Source organism: Pigmentiphaga sp. CHJ604 (assembly GCF_036972535.1).
GTDB lineage: Bacteria > Pseudomonadota > Gammaproteobacteria > Burkholderiales > Burkholderiaceae_B > Pigmentiphaga > Pigmentiphaga daeguensis.
In genome coordinates this window covers 571,049-586,793 of record NZ_CP136998.1, presented here as the reverse complement: position 1 = coordinate 586,793, position 15,745 = coordinate 571,049, and the positions used below count along the sequence as shown (strand labels likewise).

Here is a 15,745-nt window from a genome sequence, read left to right as displayed (position 1 = left end):
CCGTCACAGCGGGTTGCTGTCCTGGTAGATGATCTTCGACTCCGTGAAGTCGCTCAACGCCTCATGTCCATGCAGGCGCCCCAGCCCGCTGCGGCGATAGCCGCCGGTTTCCGCTTCGGCCATCAGCTTGTTGTGATCGTTGATCCAGACCGTGCCCCGGCGCAGCTTGCGGGCGACGCGTTGGGCGCGGGCGCCGTCGCGGGTCCAGACGCTGGAGGACAGGCCGTAGACGGTGTGGTTGGCGCGGGCGATGGCTTCGGCCTCGTCGTGGAATTTTTCCAGGACGACGAAGGGGCCGAAGATTTCCTGTTGGACGAAGAAGGCGCTGGTGTCGCCGTGAGCCACCAGCGACGGGGTCAGGAAGGCGCCGTGGGGATGCTGGCTGTCCAGCGTGGAGCCTTCCAGCAGCACTTCGTCGGCTTCGCTCATGGCGCGGTGGACCTGGGACAGGACGCGGTCGCGCGAGGCGCGGTCGACCAGGGGGCCGAGGTGGTGGCCGGGCAGCCAGCCGGGGCCGGTTTTCAGGGCGGCCAGGGCGTCGCGCAGGTGGGTGCGGGCGGCGTCGTAGGCGTTGGCATGGACCAGCACGCGGCGCGCGGCGGTGCATTGCTGGCCGGAGATGATGGTGGCGGCGTCGGCGATCTTGCGCATGACGTCGGGGATGGGGGCGTCGTCGAAGACAATGCAGCTGGCCTTGTCGCCCAGCTCCAGCGACAGCTTCTTCATCGTGGGCGCGGCCGAGGCGTAGATGCGCTGGCCGGTTTCGTTCGAGCCGGTGAAGCTGATGACGTCGACGTCGTCGGACTGGCAGATCAGTTGCGAGAGTTCGGCGCCGTCCTCGACCACCATGTTGACGACGCCCGGCGGCAGGCCCGGGATCCTGATCAGTTCCTTGAGCATCTCGCAAGTGACGAGCGCGGTCTGCCAGGCGGGCTTGATCACCGTCGTGCATCCCGCCGCCAGCGCGGGGGCCAGGCTGCGCACCAGCAGCAGCGCCGGGGCGTTCCAGGGCACGATGATGCCGGCCACGCCGGCGGGTTCGCGCAGCATGGTCGAGAACACGCCGGGGCTGACTTCCTGCGCGTTGCCGGCGATATAGCGAGCCAGGCCGGCGTAGTAGTTGATCTCGGAAATGGCGCCATGCATTTCGCCGGTGGATTGGGCGATGACCTTGCCGTTCTCCATCGTCAGCAGCATCGCCAGTTCCTGGGCGCGCGGAGCGAGGTTGCGCGCCCATTGCAGCAGCACGTCCTGCCGCAGGCGGGGGGAGTTGGCCCAGGCCGATTCCTCGAAGGCCTGGCGGGCCGCGCCGATGGCGGCGCGCGCGGCCGCGGCGTCGGCCGTGGCGACGGTGCCGACGGTCTCGCCGTTGGCCGGGTTGATGTTGTCCAGGACCGGCGCCGCGCCGGACTCCTGCAGGGCGCCGGCGATGATCAGGCCGGAATGGTGTCGGGTCGTCATGATTGCTCCATAGGGGACACGGCCGCGGTCGGCGGCTCGAAAGAGGAAATCGGCCGCGATCCGTGCGCGAGACACGAGGCGTCGAGATCGCGGATGTCGGCGCGGCCGATCAGCGCCAGGTCGCGGTCCAGTTCGGCATGCAGCAGGCCGATCGCCCGCCGCACCGCTGCGGTGGCGCCCACGGATGCCGCGTACAGGAATGGCCGGCCGATCAGCACGAAGTCCGCGCCCAGGGCCAGCGCCTTGATGATGTCGGTGCCGCGCCGGAAACCGCCGTCCACGATCAGCTTGGCGCCGCCGCGCAGCGCGGCGATCCGGGGCAGCATGCGCAAGGGGGACACCGCGCCGTCCAGTTGCCTGCCGCCGTGGTTGGACAGGATCATGCCGTCCACGCCGGCGTCCAGCGCGATGCGGGCGTCGTCCTCGTGAAGAATGCCCTTGACCAGCAGCCTGCCCCGCCACCGGCGCCGGATGTAACGCAGGTGGTCCCAGGTCAGGCGGTCGCGGCCGACGCGGAACCCTGGGCTGGGCGGTGCCACGATCGGTCCTCCACGGTCGGCGCCGAAGTTCTCGAAGCGCGGGATGCCGCCGTTCAGGAGCGTACGCAGCACCACGCTCGCCATCCAGCGGGGATGCGCCAGCACGTCGCCCAGCAACCGCGGGCCAGGCGTGACCGGGATGCCGAATCCTCGCCGCAGGTCGTTCTCGCGGTTCGCCGCGACGGGCACGTCTGCGGTCACGACCAGCACTTCGATACCGGCACGTTCCACGCGCTGGAGCAGGCTGTCTATCCGCCCCGGGTCCGCTGGCAGATAAGCCTGGTACCACGCCCCGGGCGACCGCGCTGCGATGGTTTCCAGCGGCACGGACGAGGCCGCGCTCAGCACGAACGGGACCTGTTGCGCGGCGGCCGCCTCGGCCAGGGCCAGGTCCGCCTGGAACGCGAACAGGGCCGCGCCGCCCATGGGCGCGATGCCGAAGGGCGCACTGTACTCGCGGCCCCACAGCTGGCAGCGCGTGGACCGGGTTCCGACATCGACCAGGACGCGGGGCACCAGTTCCAGCCGGGACAAGGCCTCGGCATTGGCGCGCAGCGAACGCTCGTCCTCGGCGCCGTGTGCGGCGAAGCCGTAGATGCTGCGTGGCAGCCTTTTCCTGGCCTCGCGTTCGAAGTCGGCAAGCGCAAGCATCGGGCCGCCCTACTCCACCTTGATGCCGGCCTGCCGCACCGCTTCCGTCCAGCGTCCGGCCTCGCCGCTCACGAAGCGGGCGAACTCGGAGCGCGACTGCGGCGCGGGCTTCTCGCTTCCCCAACCTTCCCACATGCGCTGGATGTCCGGGTCGGCCAGCGCCCGGTTGAGCAGGTCGGACATCGCATCGGCGATGCGCGGCGGCGTCGCGGACGGCGCGAATACGCCGTACCAGGTCCCGAGCACCATCCGGTCCAGCCTCAGTTCCTTGACGGAGGGAACGTCGGGAAACAGCGGGGAGCGGCGAGCTGATGTGACCGCGAGGGCCTTCAACCGGCCCTCGCGCACGAACGTGGAGGCGGCCGGCATGGTGTCGAACAGCACGTCTATCTGTCCGCCCACCAGGTCCTTGAGCGCCGGCGCGCTTCCCTTGTAGGGTATGGCAACCATGTGGATGCCGGCGCTCTGCGCGAACGTGATGCCGGCCAGGTGCTGGAGGTTGCCGACGCTGCCCACGCCATAGCTGATTCCTTTGTCGGTGCCCCGCGCCTTGGCCACGAGCGCGTCCAGGATGTCCACGCCGGTCCCGGCCTTGACCACCACCAGGTTGGGCATGGTGGCGAACCGCCCGATGGGCAGGAAGTCCGGTCCCGTCAGCGGATAGGACAGCGAGGGCGTCAGCGCCATCCGGGTCAGTTCATGGACACTCCCGAGCAGGAAGGCGGTGCCGTCCGCGGGCGCGTGGGCCACGAATTCCCGCGCCAGCACGCCGGCACCGCCGCTGCGGTTGTCGACGATGAAGGTCTGTCCCGACAGGCGGCTCATCACGGCCGCCAGCGGCCGCACCATCTGGTCCATCGACCCGCCCGGCGAGGCCGGCACGACCAGCCGCACCGGCTGCGTCGTCCAGGCCCCTGCCGCCGGCGCGGCCGTTGCGGCCGCCAGTCCCAGGACGATGCTTCCCCCCGCTCTTCTCCACACCATGTCGTCTCCCTGGTCGAAATGATGAACGATGCCGCGCCGCCGGGACGCCGTCGTTCACGCGCGAAACAGATCGAGCATCTCGGCGCTCGGCTCGAAGCCCAGCCCGGGCGTATCCGGCAAGTCGAGCCATCCGGCAGCAGGCTCGGGAAAGCCGACGAAAAGGCGACGCATCAACGCCACCGTGGGCAGGTGCCACTCGACCTTGCCGCCGTTGGCCAGCCCCGCATGCAGATGCATGTTGTGCAGCGGAAAGGCGCCGCCATTGGTGACAGAGACATTGAACGCGCTGGCAAGGCCCGCGATACGGACGCATTGCGTGTATCCGCCGCCGATCACCACATTGGGCTGGATGAAGTCCACCGCGCCGTGGACCAGCATGTCGCGAAAGCGGAAGGCCAGCCCTTCGTTCTGCCCGGCCGCCACGGCAACGCCGCAACGGCGGCGCAGGTCCGCCATGGCGGGAATGTCGTTCTGCGTGACCGGTTCCTCGAAGAAGGCAATGCGGCAATCGGACAGATTCATTGCCAGGCGCTGCGCATGGAAGGCGTCGAGGCTGCAATTGGCATCGATGTAGACCTGCGCGTCGCTGCCCGCGGCCTCGCGCACGGTTCGCACCCGGCGCTCGTCCTCGGCGATGACCTCGTCCAGCGAAGGGCCGCCACGGTCGCGCCTTTGAAGCGCCTGATGGCCGACGACCATTTTCAGATGCTGGTAGCCCTGGGCCCTGAGCGTCGCGGCCGCCTGGCCGAGCGCATCGCGGTCCAGGAAATCGAAGCCGAAGGTCGCGTAGACGGGCACGCGGGAACGGGCGCCCCCCAGCAACCGCCACACTGGCTGTGCCAGCGCCTTGCCCTTGATGTCCCACAGGGCGATGTCGAGCGCCGCCATGGCATGCGCGGCGTGGCCGGTCTGTCCCCGGGGCGACAGCAGCCAGTAGAGACGGTCCCACAACGCCTCGTGGTTCATGGGGTCCTCGCCGACCAGCGCCGGCGCGGCCACGTCGTTCACGGCCGCGGCCACGACCCGTTCATTGGTGATCGATGTCAGTCCATGGCCGCACAACCCGGTGGAGGTTTCCACGCGCACCAGGCACGCCCGGATTTCCTGCTCGACGGGCGTGGTCCCGCCTATGCCGACCTGCACGGGCCATTTGATCGGCACCGCCGCGACTCGCGTGATCTTCATGTCCGCTCCCGTGCGCCCTACTCGACCTTGATGTCGTTCTCGCGCGCCACCTTGGTCCAGAGCGGCACTTCCTTCTCGATCAGGCGACGGAACTCGTCGGAGGTGCTGGCGTGGGCCAAGCAGCCGAGGGAGGCCATCTTCTTGCTTACCTCGGGCAGGGCGACCACGCGCGCGATCTCCCGCTGCAATACCTGGACCACGTCCGCCGGCGTGCCGGCCGGCGCCAGCAGGCCCGCCCACAACTCGACATCCAGGTCCACCCCCGCCTCCCGCATGGTCGGGACCTCGGGCAGGAAGCCTGCCCGTTGCGGAGAGGTCACGGCCAGGGCCCGCACGCGCTTGCCCTGCAGGCCGGTCATGGCCGGCGCCGGATCGGTGATGGCCATGGTGACGTTGCCCGCCATGACGGCCTGAATCGATTCGTTGCTGCCTTTGTAGGGAATGTGCGCGAAGCGCGCGCCGGTCTTGCCGTTGAACAGCTCGGTCACGAGCTGGAACGAGGCGGCGCTGGAGCCGTAGTTCGCCTTGTCCGGGTGCTGCTTCGAATAGGCCACGAGGTCGCTCACGGACTTGATCGGCAGCGAGGCATCCGAGACCAGCACCAGCGGGAACTTCGCCGTCAGCGACACGGGGGTGAAGTCCTCGACCTTGTAGGGCAGCTTGGCGTACAGGGCGGGATTGAACGAGATGGGACCGCTGGCTCCCCAGAACAGCGTGTAGCCGTCCGGCCTGGCCTTGGCCACGTAGGCCGCGCCCACGATGGAGGCCACGCCGGGGCGGTTCTCGACGATCACGGGCTGCTTGAGTCCCTTGGTCATTTCCTCGGCCACGATACGGGCCAGGACGTCGTTGCCCCCGCCCGCCGCGTAGCCGACGATGATGGTGATCGGGCGCGCCGGATAGTTCGGCTGCGCATGCGCGGCCGGCAGGCCGAGCGGCGAGATGGCCAGCGCCAGCGCGGCCAGGTTCAGGATGCGACGTACTTGCATGGTGTCTCCTTCCACGGGACTCGTGCGTTCCCTTGATTCCGGCCACGGGCGGCGCCGGCCGCCCGCGCCCCTAGATTCCGCCGATGCGCACGTGCAGCACCGTGGCCCGTCCTTCGTCGACGGCGCGCAGGCAGCGGGCGATCGCGTCCGGCACGTCGTCGGGGTCCTCCACCGTCTCGCCATGGCCGCCGAAAGCCTGGGCGACCAGTTCGAAGCGGCGCGTCTCGCCATGCAGCCGCGCGTGGAACTCGTCCGTGTCGGCCGCCGAGCCATCCGGGTGCACGCGCAGCACGGCCTCTTTCACCGCCTGCCATCCGCCGTTGTCCAGCACGACGGTCAGGATGGGCAGCCGGTAGCGCTGCGCCACGTCATAGACCGAGGTGGGCGTGCCGAAATGGAAGCCGCCGTCGCCGACCACTTGCACCACGCGCGCATCCGGCCGCGCCAGCTTGACGCCCAGCGCCATGCCGCCGCTGTAGCCCAGGCCACCTCCGGCCGTGCCCAGCAGCGTCAGCGGCCGGGTCCGGCGAATGTGGCCCAGCACCGCGGGCGCGTTGCGGATGGCCTCGTTGATGACCACGTCGTCCTGAGACAGGGCCGCGCTCAACTGCGCGCACAGGAAGGCCGGCGAGATCGCGCCGCGGGCGCCGCGCTTGCCCGCGGCCTGGGACAGCGCGTCGGCGCGGGCCTTGGCCTGCGCCCGATAGCCGTCCAGGCGCACACGCACCCGCTCGTGGAAGTCCTTGCCGGCACGGGCCCGGACGATGTCGATGACCTGGCGCAGCACCGTGGCGCAATCGGCCTGCACGCGCATGTCGGTCGCGAATCCCCACATGGGGAAGTCCTTCTTGATCGGATCGACGTCGACATGCAGCCAGCGCATGTCGGGCCGCTCGGCCACGTACTTGGGCAGCCAGGGCACGTCCACGTCCAGCAGCAGGCCCAGGTCGGCGTCGGCCTGCGCCGCGCCGGGGTCGAAGCCGCCGAAGCAGGGCGAATCGCGCGAGATGCCCAGGTAGCTGGGCGCGAACTCGAAGACGCGGATGCCGCACAGCAGCGCCAGTTCCTCCAGCGCCTGGACGGCCTCGGCCTTGCGGCCGAGATAGGCGGTAACGGCCATGGGGCGCTCGGCCCGCATCAGGGCCTCGGCGATCTGCGCGGCCCGCGCCTCGTCGATGCCGCCGGCGGCGACGGGACCGTAGCGGTCCTGGCCAAAGGCCTTCACCTGGTCTTCGGCCCATTCCTGGGTCAGGGCCTCGCGCGGCAGGGTCAGGTAGACCGGCCCCGGTGGATCGCTCTGCATGACCGAGTGGCCGCGCCGCACCACTTCACGCGCATTGATGCCGGTCGAGAGCGAGTATTCCCATTTGACGTAGGGACGCACCAGGCTCGCCATGTCGAAAGGGTCCTGCACGAAATGCACGTAGTTGTCGCGCGAGCCGGGCAGCTCGCCGCGCACGGTGCCCGGCGCCCGCCCCGCCATCAGCATGACGGGCAGGCGCGAGCGGAACATGTTGTGCATGCCCATGGCCGCGTTCGCCGTGCCGGCGTCCACGTGGACCATCACCGCCTGCCCCTTCCCGGTCATGGCCGCGTAGCCGGCGGCCATGTGGATCGCGACATTCTCGTGCGGACAGAGCATGAAGCGGGGGTGCTTGCGTCCCTGCTCGCGCCAGCGCGCGAGTTCCTCGATGACGGAAGCGTGGTCGGTGCCCAGGTTGGAAAACACGTACTCGATGCCGAGATCGGTGAGTCCCTGGAGCAAATAGTGGGCGCTGCTGTACATGGGGTCTCCTGTGCGGTTGGCCCATGTTAGGAATCGGAGTGAAATCCGTAAAATGAACTGATGTCTGACATGCACCATAGGTATATCCAAGCCATGGCCAAGCGTCTTTCCCACCAGGTGGACCTGAACCTGCTCGAGCTCTTCCTGGCGGTATACGGCAGCCGCAACCTGACCACCGCCGGCAGGGAACTCGGGCTGAGCCAGCCCGCGATGAGCCGCGCCCTCGCCCGCCTGCGCGATGCCTATGGCGATCCGCTGTTCGTGCGGCAGCCGCACGGCCTGCTGCCCACGCCCCTGGCCGACGACCTGAACACATCCCTGCACCAGGCCCTGGACATCGTGAGGGGGACGCTGCAGACGCCGGCCTTCGTGCCCGCCACCGAACGGCGCGTATTCACGCTGGCGATGTCGGACGTCAGCGAGCAGGTCTTTCTGCCCGGACTGGCCCGGCGGGTGGCGGAGCTGGCGCCCGGCGTGCACCTGCGCACGAGCCAGTTGCAGGGCAAGGCACTGCGCGAGGCCATGGCGGACGGCAACGTGGACCTGGCCGTCGGCCACTTGCGCCTGGATCCGGAGGGACTGCAGATCGGCCGGCTCTTCTCGGCGCGCTACGCCTGCATCGCCCGCAACGACCACCCCGCCATATTCGGCCGGATGACCATGGAGAACTTCCGTCAGCTCGGCCACGTGATATCGGAAGGTTCAATGACGGGTCATGCGCACGTGCTGGAGGGCATTCTCGCCTCGCCCGGCGTGGGCGCTTCCGTCGCGCTGCGCGTGGGCCACTTTCTCTCGATCGGCCGCATCGTCGCCCAGACCGACTACATCGCCACCATTCCCCGCACCCTGGCCGCGACGTTCGAGGCCGCATGGGGCGTCAGGATGTATGACCCGCCGCTGCGCCTGCCCGCCTACGACGTATCCCAGTTCTGGCACGAGCGCTACGCGCGCGAACCCGGGCGGGTCTGGATGCGGACGGTGATCCACGAACTGTTCGGCCGGGCCCCCTGACCGCGCGGGCGGGAGCCGGAGGCGCCGCGCCGCGGGTCGGCTCGACAGCACCCCGGCCAATTGCTATGTTCGCGAAAAGGGGCGCCGTCCCGGCTCCCCGCCGCTACCCGGCTTTCCCTCGTCCATGAACACACACGAAACGGATGCCCCGACGGCAGCCCCCGGCAGGCCCGACGGCGGCTACGGCTGGGTCGTCGTCGCCGCGGGCGCGCTGATCACCTGCGTGGCCGCGGGTGCCATGTTCTCGCTGGCGGTCTACCTGCAGCCCATCTCCACCGATACCGGCTGGTCGCGCGCAGGCATCTCGGCGGCCATGACGCTGGACTTCCTGGTGATGGGCGCCGCGGCGTTCGGCTGGGGCGCGCTGAGCGACCGTTACGGCACGCGCCCCGTGATCCTGGCCGCCTCGCTGTTGCTGGGCCTGGGGCTGCTGCTGGCCAGCCGCGCCACTTCGCTGCTGGCCTTCCAGCTCGGCTATGGCGTGCTGGTGGGTGTGGCGGGCGGCGCGTTCTTCGCCCCGCTGATGGCGGTGACGACCCTCTGGTTCGAGCGCCATCGCGCCCTGGCCGTCTCCCTGGTCTCCGCGGGCATGGGCGTTGCGCCCATGACCGTGTCGCCGCTGGCCAGCTGGCTCATCCTGGAGCATGGCTGGCGCACGGCGATGACGACGACAGGCATCGCCGCCCTGCTGCTCCTGATCCCGGCGGCCCTGTTCGTCCGGCAGCCACCTGCCGGAATGGCCGGCCAGGCCCGGCCCGAGGCGGAGGATCCCGGCCTGTCGGTCCGCCAGGCCCTGAGATCGGCGCCCTTCGCCGCGCTGGCGCTGACCTTCTTCCTGTGCTGCGCCGCCCATTCCGGCCCGATCTTCCACGTGGTCAGCTTCGCCACGTTCTGCGGCATCGCGCCCATGGCCGCCGTCACCATCTACAGCGTCGAAGGACTGGCCGGGCTGGGAGGACGGTTGCTGCTGGGGACCCTGGCCGACCGGCTCGGCACCAAGCGGGTACTGATCGCGGGCCTGCTACTGCAGGCGCTGGTGATAGCCGTCTATTCGCAGGCCCGCGCGATCGGCGAATTCTATGGCCTGTCCATACTGCTGGGAGCCGCCTATGGCGGCGTGATGCCGCTGTACGCGGCGCTGGCGCGGGACTACTTCGGGCCGCGCATCATGGGCAGCGTGCTGGGCGCCGCGGTCATGGCCTCCAGCCTGGGCATGGCCTTCGGACCGCTGGCCGGAGGCTGGATCTTCGACCACTTCAACGGCTATGCCTGGCTGTACCTGGGCTCGGCCGCGGTCGGCATGGGCGCGGTCGCGATGGCCTTCGCCTTCCCGCCGTCGCCGACGCGGGCGCCGCCGCATCCGGCCTGAGGATCAGGCGGGGTACATCGGCTTGTTGTCGTTCAGGTTCAGCCAGCCCTTCACGATGCGGTAGATGTACCAGATGAAGGCCACGAACCACACGACCCAGCCGATGAAGGCCCACACCGTCAGCGCCCCCACGATGGCCCACAGCACGGAGAACCAGAACGTGCGGATCTGCCAGCGGAAGTGGCTGTCCAGCCAGGTGCCGGCCATGTCGCCTTTCTTGACGTAGTTGATGATGATCGCGACGATGCTGCTCAGCCCGATCAGGATGGCCAGCGCATACAGCGCATAGACGACGGTGGTGAGGTTCTTGGCGGATTGAAGCTTGGCGGAGTCGACCGTGACGTCGTTCATGATGCACCTCTTGTTGTTGTCGGTAGCGGGCATCGGGAAGCGCATGGTCGGGCGGCCGCGCCGCCTGCTGCGGTCACGGCCTGGCGGCACGCCGGCGCACCAGGCGCCATCCCATCAACCCCGCGAAGACCACAGTGTAGAGAAACACCGCCGAAAAATCATTCTTGCCGGCCTTCTGCCACCAATAGTGCAACAGCACGAGCACGCCGATCAGGTAGACCAGCCGGTGCAGCGACTGCCAGCGCGAGCCCAGGCGCCGCATCCAGCCGCGCGTGGACGTGGCCGCGAGCAGGCATAGCCCCGCGAAACCGGCGAAGCCCATCGTGATGAACGGGCGCCTGGCCACGTCGCGTGCGATGGACATGAGATCGAACCACTGGTCCCACCAGATGTAGGTGGTGAAATGCAGGCAGGCGTAGAAGAAAGCGAACAGCCCGCACATGCGGCGCACCCGCAGCAAGGCCGGCTGGCGGAGCAGGACGCGCAGGGGACTGACCGCCAGCGTGACCAGCAGCGCCACCAGGGTCCAGGTGCCCGAGGAACGGGTCAGGAACTCCACGGGATTGGCCGTCAGCGCATCCGTCGCCCCCAGCCAGATCCAACGCGCCAGCGGCAGCAGCGCGACGATGAACAGCAGGACCTTGAAGCGCCCCACCGCCAGTCCGAACACGCGCGGCTCGGGCGGCGCGGCCCGGGCGGCGGTCCGATGCGATGCGACGGGCGCATCCGCCATCTCAGTAATCGCGCGCCAGGTCCATGCCGGCGTAAAGGCTGGCGACCTGGTCGCCGTAGCCGTTGAACATCAGCGTCTTGCGCTTGGGCGAAAACAGGCCGTCCTCGCCGATGCGCCGCTCGGACGCCTGGCTCCAGCGCGGATGGGGCACGTTGGGGTTGACGTTCGCGTAGAAGCCGTATTCCTGCGGCGCGGCCTTGACCCAGCTGGTGGCGGGCTGCTTTTCCACGAAACGTATCTTCACCAGCGACTTGCCCGACTTGAAACCGTATTTCCACGGCACCACCACGCGCACGGGCGCGCCGTTCTGGTTGGGCAGGGTTTCACCGTAGACGCCGAAGGTGAGCAGGGTCAGCGGCTGCATGGCCTCGTCCATGCGCAGCCCTTCGACATAGGGCCAGTCGAGCACGCGCGTCCGCAGGCCGGGCATGGTATCGGGCTGCACGGCGGTGACGAATTCGACTAAACGGGCGTTGCCGGTGGGCTCGACCCGGCGGATGAGCGCGGCAAGGGAATACCCGGTCCAGGGGATCACCATGGACCAGCCCTCGACGCAGCGCAGCCGGTAGATCCGCTCTTCCAGCGGCGCCAGCTTGCGCAGGTCGTCCAGGGACAATACCTGCGGTTTCTTGACCTCGCCCTCGATCGCGACCGTCCAGGGCGACGTGCGGAAACGCCCCGCGTGGTCCGAGGGATCTCCCTTGTCGGTGCCGAACTCGTAGAAATTGTTGTAGGTGGTGACGTCCTTCTGCGAGGTCGGCTTGTCCATCACCACGAAGGCGCCATTACGCTGCGCCGCCAGCTTCACGCCCGTCGTCTGCGCGAACGCCTGGCGGCCGCTCCACCCCGCCAGCCCCATCGCCGACGCGGCCAGCCCCGCCTGCAGCATCAACCGCCGCCGGTCCCGATAGACCGCCTCGGGCGTGATCTCGGAAGGCAAAATATCGGAAGGCCTGCGTATCAGCATGACGGTCTCCAGTCCGTATAAAGCCCACCCCGTACCCGCTTACGCGGGCCCCCTCAAGGGAGCGACGCGGGTGGACCGGCAAAGCCGGATCCACCGCATCCTGGGTCTAGGACCGCTATCTTGGGGTGTGGTTCCGTTGCTATCGCTGGCTGCCAGCGGTAGCAACCGTGAGCCAATGTCAGAGCTCTCCATAGGAGTGCAGGCCGGACAGGAACATGTTCACGCCCAGGAACGCGAAACCCGTCACCAGCAGGCCCACCAGGGCCCAGTAGGCGGCGGCGTTGCCGCGCAGGCCCTTGATCAGCCGCATGTGCAGCCAGGCCGCGTAGTTGAGCCAGACGATCAGCGCCCAGGTTTCCTTCGGGTCCCACTGCCAGTAGGCGCCCCAGGCGTCGGCCGCCCACAGCGCGCCCAGCACCGTGGCCACGGTGAAGAACGCGAAGCCCACGGCGATGGCCTTGTACATGATGTCGTCCAGCACCTCGAGCGCGGGCAGGCGCTCGGCAAGCTGGCGACGGCCCAGCAGGATGCCGCCGACGATCAGCGCGGCCACGCCGGCGTAGGTCATCCAGTAGGCCGGCATGCCGCTCTGGCGGAAGATCATGGGTTCGACCGCCAGCAGCACGCCCAGGACGAACAGCGGCGCCAGCTTCACCCACGAGGAGGTCTTGCCGTGCGCCTTGACGAGGTAGGCGAAGGCGACCATGGCCGCCAGCGAGAACGTGCCGTAGCCGATGAAGTTGGCGGGCACGTGCAATTTCATCCACCAGCTTTGCAGGGCCGGCACCAGCGGCTGGATCTGCTGCGCGCCGCGGTCGAAGGTGTACCAGATCAGGAAGGCGACCGCAGAGGCGATGACCAGCAGCACGAAGCCACCCAGGCTGCGCGTGTCGTACTTGCGCTCGTAGTACAGGTAGAACAGCGCGGTGATGAGCGAAAAGAGGATGAAGACCTCGTACAGGTTGCTGACGGGGATGTAGCCGATGTCCGGGCTGAGCAGGTAGCTTTCATGCCAGCGCACCAGGAGGCCGGTCAGGCCGGCGAACACCGCGCTCCAGGTCAGCGCCGTCCCCAGCCAGGCCGCGGTGCCGCTGCGGGCGACCAGGCCTATCCAGTAACACGCGGTGGCGATGATGAACAGCGCGCACATCCACAGGATGGCGGACTGCGAGGACAGCAGGTACTTGAGGAGGAAGGCCTGGTCGGCCCGCGCGAGGTCGCCTTGGTAGAGCGTGACGGCCAGGCCGCCGCTGATGGCCACCGCGATCATCAGCGCACGCAACGGCCGCCACAGCCACGCCAGCCAGGCCAGCACCACGACCGCGCCACCCAGGATGGCCTTGTCGTAGTAGTTCATGATCCCGCCGACCCGCTGGAACGCGAAGGCGGCGCCAGCCGCCAGCAGCACGGCGAAGGCGATGTCGGTCCAGTCTACCCGGCGCGGGCCGTCCATGCCCCGCCGGGGAGCCCGGCCGGCGCCCGGGCGGGCGGATGAGGTCAGTTCCATTTAGCTACCCTTTCTGCTGCGGCGACAAGGCGGCGATATCCGCCTTGAGCCGTTCGAATTCCTGGTTGAAATCCAGCGTGCGCCGCTGGGAAGTCATGGCCATCAAGGTCTGCGCGCCCTGCCCGTCCTGTCCGGGCTTGACCCACAGCCAGACGCGGCGCTCGCGGATGTAGAACATCGAGAACACGCCCAGGATCAATAGCACGCAACCCAGGTATACCGCATTTTTACCGGGGGTCCGGCTCAATTGGAACACGCTGGCCTGGACGTGATGGAAATCCTTCAGGCCGAGGATGACCGGCGCCGGATACAGGAACAGGTCCGACATCGCGCCCACCGCCGCCTGCGTCCACGCCACCGCCGCGGCCGCCTCGGGGCCGCTGGTGGGCAGCGCGGGCAGCCCGGCGCGCTCACGCTCGACCGCGCGCAGCTCGGCCATCGCCCCGCCCAGCAGCTTGACCACGACGTCGGCCGCGCGCTGCTGCTCGCCCGACGACACATTGGTTTCCAGGAAACGGGCGATGGATTGCAGGCCACCGTCGGCGAAAGTATCCAGGGCCCGCTCGGCCGATGCCTGCAACTGCGCGGTCAGTTCGCCGTCGGCGGCGCCGCCCGAGGCGAGCCGGTTGGCGTGGGCGAACCTGCGCGCGGCCAGCGCACGGGCCTGCGGATCCTGCAGGATGGCGCGCAGCCCCATGAATTCCTTCAGGGAATTGTCGGCGTCGGCCGGCATGCGCACGTAGCGGAAATCCTCGTCGGGATTGGTGCGCACCCCCGACAGGAAGACCTTCACGCCGTCGACCTCGACGGGCAGCATGTAGTTGTGGAATTCGTGCGCCTGGCCGCTGGCGTCGCGCAGCTTGTACTGCACGCTGGGACCGACGTTGCGGAAGTCCTCGTTCTGGCCCACGCGGGCGGCGCTGCCGGACACCGCGGCCACGTGCTCGCGCAGCGCCTTGGGTTCGGCCGCACCCACGCGGCCATTGGCGAAGTTCTCGACGTTGATGGGACGGAAGCCGCTGAACTCGACGGTCAGGTCCTTCAGCGCGTCGCTGGCCGGAGCGCCGTCGGCCACCAGTTGCGCCGTGCCGCCGACCTTGCCCGACACCGGGAAGGTATAGGGCTGGTCGCCGCGCAAGGCGTAGCCCGTCAGTTCCAGGGAACTGCCGCCGTCGTCGAAGCTGGACTGGTAGACCGTCACGCCCTTGTAGCGCAGCGGTTCATTGACCTTGATGGTGGCGGGGAAGTGTTCGCCGGTCTCGTTGTCGGTGACTTCGACCTCGCTCGCGAACAGGCGCGGCATGCCGGTGGAATAGTATTCGACGATGAACTTCTTCAGCTCCAGCGTGAACGGCAGGGGCTGCACCAGCGCACCGTCGTCCACCATGACGATGCCGTTGCGCGCCTTGCCGCCCTCGGGCACCAGCACGCTGCTGCGGAAGCTGGGATTGCCCAGGCCCAGGCGCCCGGAAGCGGGCACGTCGGCGATGGCCATGTTCTCGAACAGGGGCTTCTTGCCGGCCAGCCAGATCTGCAGCCGTATCGGCAGTTCGCTGTCGAGCAGGCCGCCTATGCAGACGATGACGATGGCCGTGTGCGCGAAGATGTAACCCAGCCGATTGCCGCTGCCCCGCTTGGCCGCCAGCAGCGTGGCCGGGCCTTCGGCCCGGGTGCGCACGGCATAACCTTGGCGCTTGAGCAATTCGGCCAGCGAGCCGGCCACCCGCGACGGCGCCTCGGGCGACGCGAACTCGGCGCGATGGTGGAAGGACCGCAGGCTGTTCTCGCGCACGTGCTCGCGGAACGAGCGCATGTCGCGGACCATCTTGGGCGCGGTGCGGATGATGCACAGGCTGGTGGAGACCACCAGGAATCCCATGATGAGCAGGAACCACCACGCGTTGTAGACGTGATAGAGCGAGAAGGTGTCGAACACCTCGAACCAGAACTGGCCGAACTGGTTGACATAGTTGTTCGACGGCTGGTTCTGCACCAGCACCGTCCCGACGATGCTGGCCAGGCAGATGAAGACCAGCAGGCTGACGGCGAACCGCATCGAGGCCAGCAGTTCGAGCAGGTCGGCGCCAAGGCCGCGCGAGGCTGGGCGGGAAGCGGAGGAAGTAGCGATGGTCATGATGGGTGCTGCGGACCTCGGTTCGGACAGGTCGGTTGCCGCTGGAATCCTGCCAGGTATGCATCCTGCCAAGAATGC

General features: G+C 68.6%; 13 protein-coding genes. 2 read left to right on the top strand and 11 right to left on the bottom strand.

Features of this window, described 5'->3' with window-relative positions:
• Nucleotides 1–3 precede the first annotated feature (3 nt).
• The 6 genes from R4823_RS02975 to R4823_RS02950 all read right to left on the bottom strand — a co-directional run bounded on the left by R4823_RS02975 (nucleotide 4) and on the right by R4823_RS02950 (nucleotide 7,595).
• Nucleotides 4–1,461: an aldehyde dehydrogenase family protein gene (locus R4823_RS02975; protein WP_338617348.1), complete on the bottom strand. Its 1,458-nt coding sequence runs from the start codon at nucleotides 1,459–1,461 to the stop codon at nucleotides 4–6.
• A complete protein-coding gene (locus R4823_RS02970; RefSeq protein ID WP_279814618.1) occupies nucleotides 1,458–2,651 on the bottom strand; it encodes an alpha-hydroxy acid oxidase in 1,194 nt (397 codons plus the stop codon). The genes R4823_RS02975 and R4823_RS02970 overlap by 4 nt, the downstream gene beginning before the upstream one ends.
• Before the next feature lie 9 nt (nucleotides 2,652–2,660).
• Nucleotides 2,661–3,635: a tripartite tricarboxylate transporter substrate binding protein gene (locus R4823_RS02965; RefSeq protein WP_087838261.1), complete on the bottom strand. Its 975-nt coding sequence runs from the start codon at nucleotides 3,633–3,635 to the stop codon at nucleotides 2,661–2,663.
• Nucleotides 3,636–3,689: 54 nt separating this feature from the next.
• Nucleotides 3,690–4,820 carry a mandelate racemase/muconate lactonizing enzyme family protein gene (locus R4823_RS02960; protein ID WP_087838262.1) on the bottom strand — a complete coding sequence of 377 codons (1,131 nt, stop codon included), beginning with the start codon at nucleotides 4,818–4,820 and terminating at the stop codon, nucleotides 3,690–3,692.
• 17 nt (nucleotides 4,821–4,837) lie between these two features.
• On the bottom strand, nucleotides 4,838–5,809 hold the full coding sequence (locus R4823_RS02955) for a tripartite tricarboxylate transporter substrate binding protein (RefSeq protein ID WP_132979126.1): 972 nt from the start codon (nucleotides 5,807–5,809) through the stop codon (nucleotides 4,838–4,840).
• A gap of 70 nt (nucleotides 5,810–5,879) precedes the next feature.
• The gene (locus R4823_RS02950; protein WP_338617345.1) at nucleotides 5,880–7,595 is read right to left on the bottom strand and encodes a thiamine pyrophosphate-requiring protein; all 1,716 of its coding nucleotides are present in this window, start codon (nucleotides 7,593–7,595) and stop codon (nucleotides 5,880–5,882) included.
• Between the two features lie 93 nt (nucleotides 7,596–7,688).
• On the opposite strand from R4823_RS02950, the gene R4823_RS02945 reads away from it, so the two are divergent.
• Together R4823_RS02945 and R4823_RS02940 are read left to right on the top strand one after the other, a co-directional pair.
• On the top strand, nucleotides 7,689–8,606 hold the full coding sequence (locus tag R4823_RS02945) for a LysR family transcriptional regulator (RefSeq protein WP_165963031.1): 918 nt from the start codon (nucleotides 7,689–7,691) through the stop codon (nucleotides 8,604–8,606).
• A gap of 124 nt (nucleotides 8,607–8,730) precedes the next feature.
• Nucleotides 8,731–9,975, top strand: a complete 1,245-nt coding sequence (locus R4823_RS02940; RefSeq protein ID WP_087838266.1) for an MFS transporter — start codon at nucleotides 8,731–8,733, stop codon at nucleotides 9,973–9,975.
• Between the two features lie 3 nt (nucleotides 9,976–9,978).
• Here the strand turns inward: R4823_RS02940 and R4823_RS02935 are convergent, their stop codons facing one another.
• From R4823_RS02935 to R4823_RS02915, 5 genes are all read right to left on the bottom strand, one after another.
• The gene (locus tag R4823_RS02935) at nucleotides 9,979–10,326 is read right to left on the bottom strand and encodes a hypothetical protein (protein ID WP_087838485.1); all 348 of its coding nucleotides are present in this window, start codon (nucleotides 10,324–10,326) and stop codon (nucleotides 9,979–9,981) included.
• Between the two features lie 73 nt (nucleotides 10,327–10,399).
• Nucleotides 10,400–11,059: a protein-methionine-sulfoxide reductase heme-binding subunit MsrQ gene (locus R4823_RS02930; RefSeq protein WP_087838267.1), complete on the bottom strand. Its 660-nt coding sequence runs from the start codon at nucleotides 11,057–11,059 to the stop codon at nucleotides 10,400–10,402.
• 1 nt (nucleotide 11,060) lies between these two features.
• Nucleotides 11,061–12,026: a protein-methionine-sulfoxide reductase catalytic subunit MsrP gene (gene msrP, locus R4823_RS02925; RefSeq protein ID WP_338617343.1), complete on the bottom strand. Its 966-nt coding sequence runs from the start codon at nucleotides 12,024–12,026 to the stop codon at nucleotides 11,061–11,063.
• A gap of 178 nt (nucleotides 12,027–12,204) precedes the next feature.
• Complete coding sequence (ccsB, locus tag R4823_RS02920) at nucleotides 12,205–13,479, bottom strand: c-type cytochrome biogenesis protein CcsB (protein WP_243724395.1); 1,275 nt, start codon at nucleotides 13,477–13,479, stop codon at nucleotides 12,205–12,207.
• Between the two features lie 58 nt (nucleotides 13,480–13,537).
• Complete coding sequence (locus R4823_RS02915) at nucleotides 13,538–15,670, bottom strand: cytochrome c biogenesis protein ResB (protein WP_207958583.1); 2,133 nt, start codon at nucleotides 15,668–15,670, stop codon at nucleotides 13,538–13,540.
• Between the last annotated feature and the right edge of the window lie 75 nt (nucleotides 15,671–15,745).